The organism is Corynebacterium callunae DSM 20147, assembly GCF_000344785.1.
Taxonomy (GTDB): Bacteria; Actinomycetota; Actinomycetes; order Mycobacteriales; family Mycobacteriaceae; genus Corynebacterium; species Corynebacterium callunae.
This window is the reverse complement of sequence record NC_020506.1, coordinates 1,743,613-1,757,669: the sequence shown is the minus strand read 5'-3', so window position 1 is coordinate 1,757,669 and position 14,057 is coordinate 1,743,613. Positions and strand designations below refer to the sequence as shown.

Sequence of the window (14,057 nt, the reverse complement as noted above, 5' to 3'; positions counted from 1 at the left end):
AGGTTGAGTCGTCGACCCTTTGGGCCAGGTGCATCGTAGAGAACGGTGGCACGAGTAGAGGTAGACACTATTTCTTCACCGCCAAGCGTTCAGAGAGTTTGCCAAGGCCAAGGCCCATGGGCAGGGTGAGGATCATAAAGCCAGCTGCGAAAATCGCGAAGACAACAAAAAGCATGTTGGCGTGATTTTCAATGGTGGATTTCATCAGTAAGGATGCTTCACCAACACCAATTACCGAGGCAACGGTGGTGTTTTTGGTGAGTGCGATCAGTGTATTTCCCAGTGGAACAATTGCGGCACGCAGGGCCTGGGGGAAAATGATCGAGCGGAAAGTATCGCTAAAACCAAGTCCGAGGGATCGTGCGGCTTCGGCCTGGCCAAAGTGCACAGTATTAATACCGGAGCGTAGGGACTCAGCCACGAAGGTTGAGGTGTAAAGAATGAAACCTAGAACTGCCAGACGGAAGTTATTATCAGCCAGGAAGGTTGAGCTCTCACGGTTTGCCAATGAGAAGCCGAGGTTTTGATAAAGACCAAAAGAACAGAACAAGACCACAAGGGTTAGTGGGGTGTTTCGGACTGTGTTGATATAGGCCGTGGATAGGGTTCGCAGAATCTTTACTGGTGAAACCCTCATTGCGGTGAGGATTGTTCCAAGAATCATGGCGCCGATAGCTGCGTATACGGTGAGTTGGATTGTCACCCAAAAGGCTGGAAGTAACGACGGACCCAGATCTGCCCACAATGTGCTCATGTGGAGGTTCCCCTCGATAAGGATTGAAAAATCTTTAGAAAGATGAACAATGCATGGCACCTCACGGGCGTGAAGTGCCACGCAGACTAATTAAGCCGGGGTAGTGGCCGGGAAGTTAGCTAGCTTCCAAGAAGGAAAGGTCGCCTGGGGTTCCTTCTTCAACTACGACGGAATCCTCACCGAGGTTTTCGGTAAGCAGTCGCTGGAAGGTGCCATCGGCGTACATGCGCTCAAGAGCTGCATTGATTGCATCGGTAGCTTCGGTGTCGTCCTTCTTCAGACCCATGCCGTAGTACTCGTTGGTGAACGGTGCGCCGTCCTTTTCCATCTCAACAACTCGGAAGTCGCCCTCGTACTGCTGGGAGTATCCGAAGAGGATGGTGGCGTCAGTAGTCATTGCATCGACATTGCCCTGATCAAGTGCCTCAACACAGGAAGAGTAGGTGTCATATTCCTGTAGCTGAACGCCTGGCAGAACATCCTTGACCTTCTGAGCTGGGGTGGAACCGGTCACGGAGCATAGGATCAGGCCATCTGCGAGGTCTTCCAAGGTCTTGATGCGGTCATCATCCTGGCGTACCAAAAGTGCCTGGTGGGTGAGCAGGTATGGGCCACCGAAGTTAACGGACTCGGAACGGCCCGCATTGATGGAATAGGTAGCTGCGATAACGTCTACTTCACCGTTTTGGATGAGGGTTTCGCGCTGTGCGGAAGGGGTCTCTCGCCATTCGATGCTTGGGTGCTCCCAACCCTTGTCATCAGCGATGGAGTTAACCACGTATTCTGCAACGTCAACATCTAGACCACTCATGGAGTTATCTGGGTTGCGCAAGCCAAGGCCAGGCTGATCGAACTTGGTACCTACAGTGACGGTGCCACCTTCGATTGCAGCGAGTAGACCTTCATCTCCACCACTGCTGGAGCCTCCACAAGCGGTAAGGGTGACGCCAGCTAGGGCAGTAGCGCCGAGGGTTGCGGCGATTTTGGTGATCATAGACTTGTTGGACATTGTGTCTCCTAAAAGTTTGAAAAAGCTTAATTTAGTGGGCAAGAATTTTTCCGAGGAAATCTTTAGCGCGATCCGTTTGGGGATTACTAAAGAAGGCCTCTGGCGTGGTGTCTTCGATGACGCAACCTTCTGCCATGAAGAGCACACGGTCTGCTGCCTTTCGTGCGAAGCCCATTTCGTGGGTAACGCACACCATGGTCATGCCTTCTTTAGCAAGGCTTGCCATGACGTCTAGGACCTCATTGACCATTTCTGGGTCAAGAGCTGAGGTTGGTTCGTCGAAAAGCATGACCTTGGGGTTCATGGCCAGGGCACGGGCGATAGCCACACGCTGCTGCTGTCCACCGGACAGCTGAGCTGGGTACTTATCAGCCTGGGTTGCAATGCCCACGCGCTCGAGCAGATCCATGGCTAGTTTTTCTGCCTCAGCCTTTTTCATCTTGCGCACCTTCATTGGCGCGAGGGTGACATTGTCACGGATGGTGAGGTGGGGGAAGAGGTTGAATGATTGGAACACCATTCCCACATCGGCGCGAAGTTTCGCCAAGCCTTTGCCCTCTTCGGGAAGGAGCTGCCCATCAATTTCGATGGTGCCTTCCTCAATCGTTTCCAAACGGTTGATCGTGCGGCACAAGGTCGATTTTCCAGAGCCGGATGGTCCTAGGACAACCACAACTTGGCCACGGGGGATTTCAAGATTGATGTCGGTCAAAGCGTGGAAGTCATCAAAGAACTTCTGAACTCCCATCATCTTAACCATCGGAGAGCTTGTGGTCTGCGTCATAAGGCAAAGCATAAGTCAGGGATAGGGGAACTTGTTCGTTTTTGTGTGAATGAGTCCATTTTGAAATAAACAAATGGGTAGAATTCCACATTTCCCCTGGTCGCTAGGGGGCATTTTTAGGGGGTAATTACCGATTCCTTCCGGTTTATAACTATCTACCGATAGAAACCCATGTCGAAAAATTATGATTTTGGGGGCTAAAAATAAGCTTGGGAACCTAAAATCAACGGCTCAAAGAACAGCGAAAAAATCGCGTTTATGTTAGGCGCAAGCGCGGCGATACAATTACCAATCGTGACGCAGCAAATTAAACATCATCAGGTAAATATCCACCCCGACTCTGCAGCGGACCTCTTAGCGGAGAATTTTGAGCACAACTCTGAGGCCACAAACGAGGGAGAGGCGGGTGCTGTGCGTACCTATGAGGTCAAGACATTTGGCTGCCAAATGAACGTCCATGACTCTGAGCGCCTTTCTGGTCTGCTCGAGGAGGCTGGTTATGTAGCAGCCGACAAGGATGCCACCCCAGACCTGGTTGTCTTTAATACCTGCGCAGTTCGCGAAAATGCCGATATGCGCCTTTACGGCACCCTCGGTAATCTCCGCAGCGTTAAGGAAAAGAACCCTGGCATGCAAATTGCAGTGGGTGGTTGCCTGGCGCAAAAAGATAAAGACACTGTGGTTAAGAAGGCGCCATGGGTTGACGTTGTCTTTGGTACCCACAACATCGGATCACTTCCAACATTGCTTAACCGCGCAGAGCACAACAACAAAGCTCAGGTGGAGATTGTAGATTCCCTCGAGCAGTTCCCCTCTGTCTTGCCAGCAAAGCGCGAATCTGCCTATGCAGGATGGGTTTCAGTATCTGTTGGCTGTAACAACACTTGTACCTTCTGCATCGTGCCTTCCCTACGCGGTAAAGAGCAAGACCGTCGCCCTGGCGATATCCTGGCTGAGGTACAAGCCTTGGTTGAACAAGGTGTTAGTGAAGTCACCCTGCTCGGCCAAAACGTCAATGCCTATGGTGTGAACTTTGTGGACCCTGAACTCGAGCGCGATCGTTCAGCTTTCTCCAAGTTGCTGCGCGCCTGTGGCAATATTGAAGGCCTCGAGCGCGTGCGCTTTACCAGCCCACACCCAGCAGAATTTACCTCTGATGTCATTGACGCCATGGCTGAAACTCCAAATATTTGCCCTCAGCTGCACATGCCATTGCAGTCCGGTTCGGATCGTATTTTGAAGGAAATGCGCCGTTCCTACCGTTCCAAGAAGTTCCTCAACATCTTGGAAGAAGTTCGCCAGAAGATTCCACACGCTGCCATCACCACCGATATTATTGTCGGATTCCCAGGTGAGACGGAGGAAGATTTCCAGGCAACTCTGGATGTTGTCAAGCAAGCACGCTTTACTTCTGCATATACCTTCCAGTACAGCCCACGTCCGGGAACCCCAGCTGCAGAATATGAAAACCAGGTTCCTAAAGAAGTTGTCCAGGAACGTTATGAACGTTTGATGGCGCTCCAAGAAGAAGTAGGCGAGCGAGAAAACAAGAAGTTCATCGGCCAAACCGTTGAGCTGTTGGTCCAGGCTGGTGGCGGCCGTAAAAATAACGAGACTCACCGTCTCAGCGGCCGTGCTCGCGATGGTCGTTTGGTGCACTTCGCTCCAGAAGGCAATCTGGATGGAGAGATCCGTCCTGGTGACTATGTAGAGGTTGAAGTAACTGCCGCAACGCCGTTCTTCCTTACTGCAGATGCTGGCGTACAGGTACATCGCCGCACCAAGGCTGGAGATAACTCTTCAGTTGGAAAGGTTCCAACCACCGCACCAATTGGTGTGGGATTGGGTCTGCCTAGCATCGGTGCGCCAAAGGTAGCTCCAGCTGCTGAAAGCGCATGTTGTTCCGTTAATTAAGACAAGTTTTTTAAGAAGTGACGGTCTAACTACGCGGTATAGGATAGACCCATCAACCCCAAGAGGAAATGAGCTTTAGAGTGAGCGAAGAAAAGCTAAGTGGCAAAGAGCTAGCAACATTGGAAAAAGAGGCCGCTCGGAAACTCGAATTGGGCGATAAGAAGTGGTTTCTCATCGCCGGCGGAGTACTTTTCCTACTATCGCTTTTCTTGCCACATATCCGTGGAGTGATGGGCTATCAGGTTCTTACCCGGACAGATGTGGCCGCTGACGCCGGAATTACGCTGGCGGAATATGTCTTTTATTATCTGGGCATGATTGGCGTGGTGATTTTCAGCCTCGGCACGGTCATTAGCAAGCGCACCTGGGTAGCTTGGGTGGCCTGGATTTTCAGCTGTGTCACTGTGGTGTTTGCTGTTTTTGCGATTTGGATGCGTCAAACCACCACGAGCACTCAGGTTAACTTTGTCAATATCGGCATGATGGTAGCCATTATTGGTGCCATTGCCGCCGTGTGGGGATTGTCTAACACCATTTTGGCGCGCAGTGATGCGCAGGCCGATATTGCACAGCGCCGTTCCGAGAACAAAGATCTTGATCATATTGCCAGCGCGCAGCGCGCACTTTTAGAGCAGCAACAGCACAGCCCCGAGAACAACCCTTTGCTTGTCGACGATCGCCGCGCCCGCGTGGCGCGACGTCGGCAGCGCGAGGCCGAGCAGGATTCTTAAATTCGCTTTTCCCAAAGCGTAATTCGGGAAATCTCCTCAGCCCCCAAAGCGCGGTTGATAGCTAGCATTGCCTGGTTATCAACCGCGTTTGCCGTTGCAACCCTTTTTACCTGGGGAAGATGCTGGTGCACTAGCTCCATGCAGGCAAGTTTGAGGTGGCGGCTAAGCCCTTGGCCACGGGCTCGGCGGTGCACCACGGTCAAACCCTGTTCTGCGACATCTGGGTTTGACCCCGGTGCCAAGCCAATGGAAGATATCCCGTTAACACCCAGCTCATCCTCACTAATGACAGTGAAAAGCTTGGTGCCAGCAGCAGTGATTCGCTTAGCTTGTGCAGCCAGGCGTTGCGCAGTCCATGGCTCAGGCTCCACACTCAGGCTGCCATGGGGATTATCAACGGCGGCCATATCTTCGAGCTCAATAATTCCGGGGATTAAATGACTCGGAAATTCTGGCCCCACCACTGCGTGCAAGGTGGAAGAATCTAGTGACCAGGGTTGACCCACTAGTGGCAAAGTCTGCTGGATATCCTCGTGTGCAAGCTTATAACCACGTGCTTGCAGCACGGCACAATAGTCACACGCATTCAATCCGCCCGCTGGGTGCATATGGGCGGTGTGGAAAATAGTGCGCTGCCACGGCGGACTCGCCGCAGTGCTTTCGCCGTGCTGCAGTAGCGCGTCGATAAGCACTTTTGCCTCCTCGCTCAACTCGGAGCCGGGGAGCGGCTGATGGCCAGCGTCGAGCACAATATCGAGGCTTGCAGAGTGGCGATCATCAACTAATGGGAGGTTGATCTTCACCCAGCCCTCGGGCTCAATCCACTCTTCCTCTGGGGGATCAAAGGTGGCAATATGCAAAAAGGAGGCCATCTCGGTCGTGCCCAGCAGATCGCGCTGGATTCGTTCGAGTGAGATGGATACATCGCGGTCGCCAGAGATTTCTTGGGCCGCCATATTGGACATGAACACAAAAGAGCGGAGCAGATCATCAGGCTCTTGACCAGCAATCTGCTCCGCTAACTTAAAAAATCTCACTTAGAGCTGTTCCACTGCCTCATGAGCGGCACGAGCCCACTCTTCCCACTGGGCAGCCTGGGCGCGCAGCTTCTCAGCCTTCTTGGTGTTGCCCTTAGCCTCGGCAGCTTCTGCCTGAGCGTTAAATTCGGCAACCTTGGCGGAGAACTGATCTGCACGTGCCTGTGCCTCAGGATCGGTGCGACGCCACTGAGACTCTTCAGCCTGGGCTACGCGCTTTTCCAAAGCACCGATCTTGTCCTCAAATTCACGAACCTGACCACGTGGGACATATCCGATTTCTTCCCACTTTTCCTGCAGCTCGCGCAGCTTGGTACGAGCACCTTCGAGGTTCTTGGCAGGATCAATCTGAGCATCGTATTCTTCAAGCAGTTGCTGCTTGGCAGCGGCATTGGACTCAAATTCCTGATCGCGTTCCTTGGCAACGGAATTACGCTTATCAAAGAAGAAGTCCTGAGCGTCCTTGAAGACAGCCCACAGCTTCTCATCAATCTCGCGAGGAGCGCGGCCAGCGGCCTTCCACTCGCTCATCAAATCGCGGAACGCACGCGCGGTCTCATTCCACTCGGTGGATTCCTTGAGCGCATTAGCGCGCTCAACCAGTGCTTCCTTCACCTTGCGGGCAGTAGCGCGACCACGATCCAGATCTGCGAAGTGTGCACCACGGCGACGGTTGAAGGCATCGCGGGCACGGGAATAACGCTTCCACAGCTCATCATCGGTCTTGCGATCAATGCCATGAATAGACTTCCACTCATCCAGGATGGCGCGGATACGATCGCCGGCAACCTTCCAATCGGTGGAGTTTTCTGCCAGACCTTCAGCCTCAGTAGCCAAAGCTTCCTTGCGAGCCACAGCTTCTTCGCGGCGCTTTGCCTTTTCTTCCTTGGCGCGTTCATTGGCTACCTCGGAGTTATCAATGATCTTGCTTAGGCGCTTTTCTAGGCCATCAAGATCACCAATTGCAGCCACAGTTGCCAAAGTCGCCTTGATTTCCTCAGCCTTGGCACGAATGGTGGGAGCATCATCTGGGTGGGAGACCAGACGCTGTTCCATCAAAGCAACCTCAGTCGCCAGATCATCAAATCGAGATCCGAAGTGAGCCAAGCCCTCTTCAGGAGTGCCAGCCTGCCAGGAACCGATCAAACGCTCACCTTGAGAGGTGGTGACATAGGCAGAACCATCAGCTTCCACCCGACCAAATTTGGCGGGATCATTTGGGGTTTTAGCCAGCGGAGCAGGGGTGATGGTAGCAGCTGCCTTATTTGCTGCTGCCTGAGCACCAGGGCGGGGTCCCGGCCTTGGGCCCGGCTTCGGGGCTGGGGTGGAGCTAGAGGTCTGGTTCTCAGTCATGATCGGTCCTTTTACTTGCGTCGTCCTGGCCGCGCGACACGGCCGCCGAAACTCAAATTACGTATTCTAAACATACAGCGTGCCCCCTAAGGTGTCAGCCAGATAGGGTGCACTATCTTCATTGAATTCACCAAGATAGGGGCTTGGCAATGGTGAGAGGACATTCACGATAGGGTGGATCAGGTGAAAGCAACGCTGATCTTCATGCCTTCAAGCCCCGCCTTGGTCGCCGAACTCGCGCCCCAAGACCATGCTGGGCAACGCCTCATGGCAACTCTTAAAGAGGTACTGAGCCAAGAGCTTAACGCCCATAACTGGCCGATAGAGCTCGTCGGATCCCGCGATCAGCAGTGGTTTAGCGCCCATACCGGTAGTTTGCGCGCTTGGGGAGCCCCACAGGTCCAGGTCGGAGCAGGAAACTACCTCGCCGAGATTTTGCAGCGCTATGTCTTAGGAGATGCCCAAGAGCGTGTTCGCAACGTTGGCGAGGGGGTGGCGTCGATAAGCCCAGAAACCTTAACCCTGGTGGCCTTAGACGGACCCACCGGCCTCACCCCGCGCGCGCCGTCCTCGCTGGTACCCGGCGCGCCCGCAGCACACCAGTGGTGTCAGGAGGTGCTGCGTGGCAGCGCGACACCACGCACTGCTCAAGCGCTTTTCGACGCCTCCCTCCGCGAGCCTCAGTTATGGCTGGACCTATACGAGCTGTTGCCGCTGGTCGAAAGTGCGGAATTGCTTGAGGTTGATGAATCACTAGGTGTTGGACGTTATGTCGCACGGTGGACAATAAATAAAGGAGAAAAATAAGTGGTGACACCGATTGCGGTGGTTGGACCGACAGCTTCTGGAAAATCAGCACTTGGTATTGCGTTGGCCAAGCGACTTGATGGGGAAGTAGTCAATGTGGATTCCATGCAGCTTTATCGTGGCATGGATATTGGTACCGCCAAGCTCACCATGGAGGAGCGCGAAGGAGTAGTACACCACCAATTAGATGTTTTGGATGTCACTGAAACAGCTTCTGTGGCGCGTTATCAACAAGAAGCGATTGCGGATGTTGAAGAGATTATGAGCCGTGGCAAAACTCCTATTTTGGTGGGTGGATCCATGCTCTATGTGCAGTCCTTGGTGGATGATTGGCAATTTCCACCCACCGATCCGGCAGTACGCCAGGCTTGGCAGGACAAACTTGATGAGGTGGGCATTGAAAAACTTCATGCGCACTTGGCTGAGATTGATCCCCAAGCAGCTGCCATTATTGAAGATCGTGATCCTCGCCGGACGGTGCGTGCTTTGGAGGTAATTGAACTTACCGGCGAACCTTTCCAGGCCAGCCAACCACCAAAAGATGCACCTCCGCGTTGGGGTACGACCATCTTGGGCTTAAAAACCACCCCGGAATGGCTTAATCCTCGTATTGAGCTGCGCACCCGATTGATGTTTGAGCGCGGTTTTGTCGCCGAGGTAGAAAACCTCGTGGAAAACCACGGTCTTATTGCTGCCTCAACTGCTGGCCGAGCCATTGGATATGCCCAGGTCCTAGCAGCAATGGCAGGAGAGTTGCCCTGGGAAGATGTGGAGGAACGCACCGTCATTGGTACCCGCCGTTATGTGCGCCGCCAACGCAGTTGGTTTAACCGCGATCAACGTGTGCAGTGGATTGAAGCTTCCGGTGATACCGTCGCACAGGCCTACACCATTTTGGGGTTAGAATAGTCCACGTGAAAACTGTTATTCCTTTTGCCAAAGGCCATGCCACCGAAAATGACTTCATCATTATCTCCGATGAGCAGGCAAAATTTGATCTCAGCCCCGAGACTGTCGCAGCGCTTTGTGATCGCCGCGCCGGGATCGGTGCAGATGGTATTTTGCGCGTAGTTAAGTCCTCTGAGATTGCTGATAGCACCGTTGATCCAGATCTCTGGTTTATGGATTATCGCAATGCAGATGGTTCTTTAGCTGAAATGTGTGGCAATGGCGTGCGCCTTTTTGCCCACTGGTTGCGTTCCCGTGGCTTAGTGGATTCCGATAGCTTTGATATCGGTACCCGCGCTGGATTGCGCCATGTAGACGTTCTGTCTTTTGATGATTATGACGCTGTGGTGCGCGTAGATATGGGCCCTGCAGAGGTAACCGGTCTTTCCACCTGTGAGATTAGCGGACAGAATTTCGCAGGCTTGGGCGTTAACATGGGCAACCCGCACCTGGCTAGCGTGGTGCCCGGTCTTACTGCTGCTGCTTTGGCAGAATTCCCACTCCAAGCTCCTACCTTTGATACCGAGTTTTTCCCGGAGGGTGTCAATGTGGAAATTCTTACCGAGCTTGAAGATGGTGCAGTGTCCATGCGTGTGTGGGAACGCGGAGTGGGCGAGACCCGTTCCTGCGGTACCGGCACTGTGGCCGCAGCCCGTGCAGCTTTAGCCGATGCTGGCCAGGGCGAAGGCGTGGTTCAGGTGAAAGTTCCTGGCGGTGAAGTAACCGTAGAGATTATGGAAGATACTTCCACGCTGACCGGCCCTGCCAAGATCTTGGCCCTGGGTGAAATTTCCCTCTAAAAATTAACCACCAAAATAAAAAGTTCGAGCCTTCCAAAGTTATGGAAGCCTCGAACTTTTTTGCTTAGTTGGGGCTAGTGGCCACCGCAGCCGCAGCCACCTGAGCTACAACCGCCACCGCAGCCACTGCTTGCTTGTTCAATAACAGAACCTGCAAGCATAATCTTGCCGGCGAGCACAGAATCGCGGGCAGGCAATTCTGGAGCATCTGGCAGGCACACATCAAAAGCAAACATGCCATCAACCGTGGCATGGATAAAGCGCTGTCCAGTTAATGCATTGGTGCGGTATTCCGCAGAGAGCACTCGCGCCGAGAACTCTGCAGCAGCATCTGGAACAACTGCACCACTGCCACTGGAAACCTTCTGAGCACCTTCGGATACAAGAGTGCCCACAGTTTCACCACCGTTGAGGAGGTAATCAGTGCTATCGGCATAAACCTTTACATCAACACCAAGGGCAGTGATTTGTAGCTGCTGCCAGCGCTGAAGTGGCTCATCCACCAGCAGCGGACCCTGTGCGAGGTTGCAGGTAATGGTGGTAACAGGGTTGCCAAAAGGATCAATAATATCGACCAGAGCCAACACATCATTGATCATGCTGACGTGGCCATAAGCTACTGTTGCTGATTTAAAACCGGCGTAGGTGGCAAAAGGCTCAACTGCCAGAATATTAATTTGGGCACCAGAGTCATCAGAGAACTGAATGAGCTGTCCGCCACGGACCTCGCCGGTTACCTCAAGGCGCTCCGAGGCAATAGCGGCCTCAACTGCGTCTTGCCAGCGGGCGAAATCCATACCAATTGTCTTAAGGTCGCTAGTCATGGCCAATAGTGTAGCGCTATGGCAGTTGCCCAGTCACCTTGCCTCGGGGTGATTTTTAGCTGGGTGGCAGTGGGGAATAGGACGGTGCATTGTGGTGTTTGAGGGCAAGCGTTTTTGCTGTGATCGCTTAGAGCGTTGAATAAGGTCTATGCAGGTAGGCAGATGACGTGGAACAATGGTTGAACAATGGATGAAAAAAAGATTGTTAATCATGAAGACCTCTTGGCTCAGGCCTTTCGCGATCATGTCACACCAGAGCCTGAAGAAAGCACCGGCTTTGATCTCAGCGGATTATTACGCGCTGATGTCACGGCACCGTCTGTGGGCGAGCTCGACCTAGAAGACCGTGATGCTAGTCGACGTCGCGAGACCGAAATCCACGCGGATGAAGCCGCGGATGGATATGAGGTTGAATACCGAAAACTACGTCTAGAGCGCGTGATCTTGGTAGGCGTGTGGACCGAAGGTACCACCGCTGAGATTGATGCGAGCCTGGCAGAACTTGCTGCCCTAGCCGATACCGCTGGTGCAGAAGTTATTGAAACCCTGTATCAAAAGCGCGATAAACCAGACCCCGGCACCTATATTGGCTCCGGCAAGGTAAAAGAGCTTAAAGAAATCATTGAGGCCACCGGTGCTGACACCGTTGTTATTGATGGTGAACTTAGCCCTTCCCAGTTGGTGGCTTTGGAACGTGACCTCAATATCAAGGTCATTGACCGCACCATGCTTATTCTGGATATCTTTGCCCAGCACGCAAAGTCCCGCGAGGGTAAAACCCAGGTCGCACTGGCCCAGATGGAATACTTAATCTCCCGCGTTCGTGGTTGGGGTGGCAACCTCTCTCGTCAGGCTGGTGGTCGTGCTGGTTCTAATGGTGGTGTGGGTCTGCGTGGTCCTGGTGAAACCAAGATCGAGGCGGATCGTCGTCGCCTGCGTACCGATATGGCCCGTCTACGTCGGGAACTTTCGGGCATGGATACGTCGAGAAGCGTTAAACGCGCGCAGCGCGCTGGTTCTTTAGTTCCGCAGATTGCTATTGCCGGATATACCAATGCCGGTAAATCCTCGTTAATTAATGCTATGACTGGTGCTGGTGTGCTGGTGGAAAATGCGCTTTTCGCCACCTTGGATCCCACCACTCGTAAGGCTGAATTAGCTGATGGCCGCAATGTGGTCTTTACCGACACTGTCGGTTTTGTGCGCCACCTGCCTACCTCTTTGGTGGAAGCTTTTAAGTCCACGTTGGAAGAAGTTGTAGAAGCAGACCTCATGCTGCATGTGGTGGATGGTTCAGATCCTTTCCCTCTCAAGCAAATTGAAGCTGTGAATACGGTCATTAGCGATATCATCCGCTCTACCGGTGCAACCCCACCTCCAGAAATTATTGTGGTTAATAAGATCGACCAAGCTGATCCTTTGGCACTAGCTGAACTGCGCCATGTGTTAGATGATGTGGTCTTTGTTTCTGCATTAACAGGGGAGGGAATTAAGGAACTCGAGGCTCGTATTGAGCTCTTCTTAAATGCTCGTGATACCCACCTCTTGCTGCGGATTCCTTTTACCCGCGGTGATGTGGTGTCACGTTTGCACCAGCACGGCACCGTCTTGTCCGAGGAGTATGCAGAGGAAGGCACACTAATTGATGTGCGTATCCCCGAGCAGCTCGCGCAAGAGCTGAAAGAGTTCGCTGTAGAGCGTTCCGAACAGTAACAATTTGCCCACATTCTTTTGAATGTGGGCTTTTTGATTTCCCAAAAGGGCAGTTCAAGGATGATAATGAACGTTCGTGACTTCAACTTGGGGATGGACCGTCCATGGAGACGGCAAAAAGATCGCACCCGGCGCAGTAGTTTCTCCTAAAGAGCGACTGAGCTGGGGACGCACAATCGGAATCGGAATGCAGCACGTAATCGCCATGTTTGGCGCAACTCTGCTGGTTCCCACACTCACCGGTTTTCCGGTAAATACCACTTTGCTCTTCTCAGGCTTGGGAACAATTCTGTTCCTCCTGATTACTCGCAACCGCCTACCTTCTTACCTGGGCAGCTCCTTTGCCTTCATCGCACCACTGACCGCCACTCAGGCGCAGGGCATTGGCGTACAAATCGGCGGCATTTTGGTCGCTGGCCTGGTACTAATTGCCATTGGTTTCGCAGTGAAGGCCGCCGGCCGTCAAGTAATTGATGCTGTCATGCCACCAACTGTTACTGGTGCCATTGTGGCGCTTATTGGCTTGAACCTGGCACCTACTGCAGCTACCAACTTTGGCAGCCAGCCCTTAGTTGCAGCTGTGACCCTCTTTGCTATCTTGCTTGCCACCGTGGCAGGCCGCGGAATGGTGGCACGATTGGGCATTCTCATCGGCGTTATCGTGGGCTGGGTTTTTGCAGCACTTAGCGGCAACCTGGCACCAGGTTCAGTAGAAACCATTGAAGCAGCAGCGTGGTTTGGAATTCCACAATTCCACACTCCACAATTCCAGCTCTCAGCAATCTTGGTGACTTTGCCAGTAATTATCGTGCTCATCGCGGAAAACGTCGGACACGTTAAGGCCGTTTCTGAGATGACCGGCGAAAACCTGGATGATCTAGCTGGAGACGCTCTTATTGCCGATGGTCTCGCGACCACGCTCGCTGGTGGTTTTGGCGGATCTGGTACCACGACCTATGCCGAAAATATTGGCGTCATGGCAGCTACCCGCGTGTATTCTACTGCTGCGTATTGGGTTGCGGCGTTTACTGCGATTGCACTCGCCTTCATTCCAAAATTCGGCGCTTTGATTTTCACCATTCCAACCGGTGTTCTCGGTGGCGCGTGTTTGGTTCTTTATGGCCTGATTGGTATGTTGGGTATTCGCATTTGGCAGGACAATAAGGTTGACTTTAATAATCCAGTTAATTTGACCATGGCTGCTGTTGCTTTGGTTGCAGGAATTGGTAATCTCACCTTAACCGTCTTTGGCGTTACTCTTGAAGGCATCGCCTGGGGTTCAGTCGGAATTATCGTTTTGTACCCCATCATGAAAAAGCTTTATACCTCCATTGGTGAAGGCAAAAACGCAACGTTCTAGAACGTCGCGATTCAGTCCACGCA

General features: G+C 52.9%; 13 protein-coding genes. 7 read left to right on the top strand and 6 right to left on the bottom strand.

What is annotated here, in order from left to right:
• Positions 1-67: 67 nt before the first annotated feature.
• From gluC to gluA, 3 genes are all read right to left on the bottom strand, one after another.
• The gene (gene gluC / locus H924_RS08305) at positions 68-754 is read right to left on the bottom strand and encodes a glutamate ABC transporter permease GluC (protein ID WP_015651511.1); all 687 of its coding nucleotides are present in this window, start codon (positions 752-754) and stop codon (positions 68-70) included.
• Between the two features lie 115 nt (positions 755-869).
• Positions 870-1,763 (bottom strand): glutamate ABC transporter substrate-binding protein GluB, encoded by an 894-nt coding sequence (gene gluB / locus H924_RS08300; RefSeq protein WP_015651510.1) that lies wholly within the window; start codon positions 1,761-1,763, stop codon positions 870-872.
• A 31-nt stretch (positions 1,764-1,794) separates the two neighbouring features.
• A complete protein-coding gene (gene gluA / locus H924_RS08295; RefSeq protein ID WP_029703232.1) occupies positions 1,795-2,523 on the bottom strand; it encodes a glutamate ABC transporter ATP-binding protein GluA in 729 nt (242 codons plus the stop codon).
• Positions 2,524-2,841: 318 nt separating this feature from the next.
• On the opposite strand from gluA, the gene miaB reads away from it, so the two are divergent.
• Both miaB and H924_RS08285 read left to right on the top strand, forming a co-directional pair.
• Entirely contained in the window at positions 2,842-4,461 is a 1,620-nt protein-coding gene (gene miaB / locus H924_RS08290; protein WP_029703231.1) for a tRNA (N6-isopentenyl adenosine(37)-C2)-methylthiotransferase MiaB, read from the top strand.
• A gap of 68 nt (positions 4,462-4,529) precedes the next feature.
• Positions 4,530-5,192, top strand: a complete 663-nt coding sequence (locus H924_RS08285; protein ID WP_029703229.1) for an Rv2732c family membrane protein — start codon at positions 4,530-4,532, stop codon at positions 5,190-5,192.
• On the opposite strand, the gene H924_RS08280 is transcribed toward H924_RS08285, so the two are convergent.
• Positions 5,189-6,229 carry a hypothetical protein gene (locus H924_RS08280; RefSeq protein ID WP_015651506.1) on the bottom strand — a complete coding sequence of 347 codons (1,041 nt, stop codon included), beginning with the start codon at positions 6,227-6,229 and terminating at the stop codon, positions 5,189-5,191. The two genes, H924_RS08285 and H924_RS08280, sit on opposite strands and share 4 nt — an antisense overlap.
• Entirely contained in the window at positions 6,230-7,582 is a 1,353-nt protein-coding gene (locus H924_RS08275; RefSeq protein ID WP_015651505.1) for a DUF349 domain-containing protein, read from the bottom strand. It abuts the gene before it with no gap.
• A 204-nt stretch (positions 7,583-7,786) separates the two neighbouring features.
• On the opposite strand from H924_RS08275, the gene H924_RS08270 reads away from it, so the two are divergent.
• The 3 genes from H924_RS08270 to dapF are packed head-to-tail and all read left to right on the top strand — an operon-like array spanning position 7,787 to position 10,137.
• Positions 7,787-8,389: a hypothetical protein gene (locus tag H924_RS08270; RefSeq protein WP_245533856.1), complete on the top strand. Its 603-nt coding sequence runs from the start codon at positions 7,787-7,789 to the stop codon at positions 8,387-8,389.
• Positions 8,390-9,298 carry a tRNA (adenosine(37)-N6)-dimethylallyltransferase MiaA gene (gene miaA / locus H924_RS08265; protein WP_015651504.1) on the top strand — a complete coding sequence of 303 codons (909 nt, stop codon included), beginning with the start codon at positions 8,390-8,392 and terminating at the stop codon, positions 9,296-9,298.
• A gap of 5 nt (positions 9,299-9,303) precedes the next feature.
• Complete coding sequence (gene dapF / locus H924_RS08260; protein WP_015651503.1) at positions 9,304-10,137, top strand: diaminopimelate epimerase; 834 nt, start codon at positions 9,304-9,306, stop codon at positions 10,135-10,137.
• A 74-nt stretch (positions 10,138-10,211) separates the two neighbouring features.
• Here the strand turns inward: dapF and H924_RS08255 are convergent, their stop codons facing one another.
• Positions 10,212-10,961 (bottom strand): hypothetical protein, encoded by a 750-nt coding sequence (locus H924_RS08255; RefSeq protein WP_029703225.1) that lies wholly within the window; start codon positions 10,959-10,961, stop codon positions 10,212-10,214.
• Positions 10,962-11,147: 186 nt separating this feature from the next.
• Between H924_RS08255 and hflX the strand changes: the two genes are divergently transcribed.
• Together hflX and H924_RS08245 are read left to right on the top strand one after the other, a co-directional pair.
• The gene (gene hflX / locus H924_RS08250) at positions 11,148-12,674 is read left to right on the top strand and encodes a GTPase HflX (protein WP_015651501.1); all 1,527 of its coding nucleotides are present in this window, start codon (positions 11,148-11,150) and stop codon (positions 12,672-12,674) included.
• 76 nt (positions 12,675-12,750) lie between these two features.
• Positions 12,751-14,034: a uracil-xanthine permease family protein gene (locus tag H924_RS08245; protein ID WP_015651500.1), complete on the top strand. Its 1,284-nt coding sequence runs from the start codon at positions 12,751-12,753 to the stop codon at positions 14,032-14,034.
• Positions 14,035-14,057 lie beyond the last annotated feature (23 nt).

What these genes read in the sequence shown, in the direction of transcription:
- gluC (WP_015651511.1), bottom strand. Translation starts at nt 754, where the DNA reads ATGAGCACATTGTGGGCAGATCTGGGTCCGTCGTTACTTCCAGCCTTT.
- H924_RS08270 (WP_245533856.1), top strand. Translation starts at nt 7,787, where the DNA reads ATGCCTTCAAGCCCCGCCTTGGTCGCCGAACTCGCGCCCCAAGACCAT.
- hflX (WP_015651501.1), top strand. Translation starts at nt 11,148, where the DNA reads ATGGATGAAAAAAAGATTGTTAATCATGAAGACCTCTTGGCTCAGGCC.
- gluA (WP_029703232.1), bottom strand. Translation starts at nt 2,523, where the DNA reads ATGGTTAAGATGATGGGAGTTCAGAAGTTCTTTGATGACTTCCACGCT.
- H924_RS08275 (WP_015651505.1), bottom strand. Translation starts at nt 7,582, where the DNA reads ATGACTGAGAACCAGACCTCTAGCTCCACCCCAGCCCCGAAGCCGGGC.
- H924_RS08255 (WP_029703225.1), bottom strand. Translation starts at nt 10,961, where the DNA reads ATGACTAGCGACCTTAAGACAATTGGTATGGATTTCGCCCGCTGGCAA.
- gluB (WP_015651510.1), bottom strand. Translation starts at nt 1,763, where the DNA reads ATGTCCAACAAGTCTATGATCACCAAAATCGCCGCAACCCTCGGCGCT.
- H924_RS08285 (WP_029703229.1), top strand. Translation starts at nt 4,530, where the DNA reads ATGAGCTTTAGAGTGAGCGAAGAAAAGCTAAGTGGCAAAGAGCTAGCA.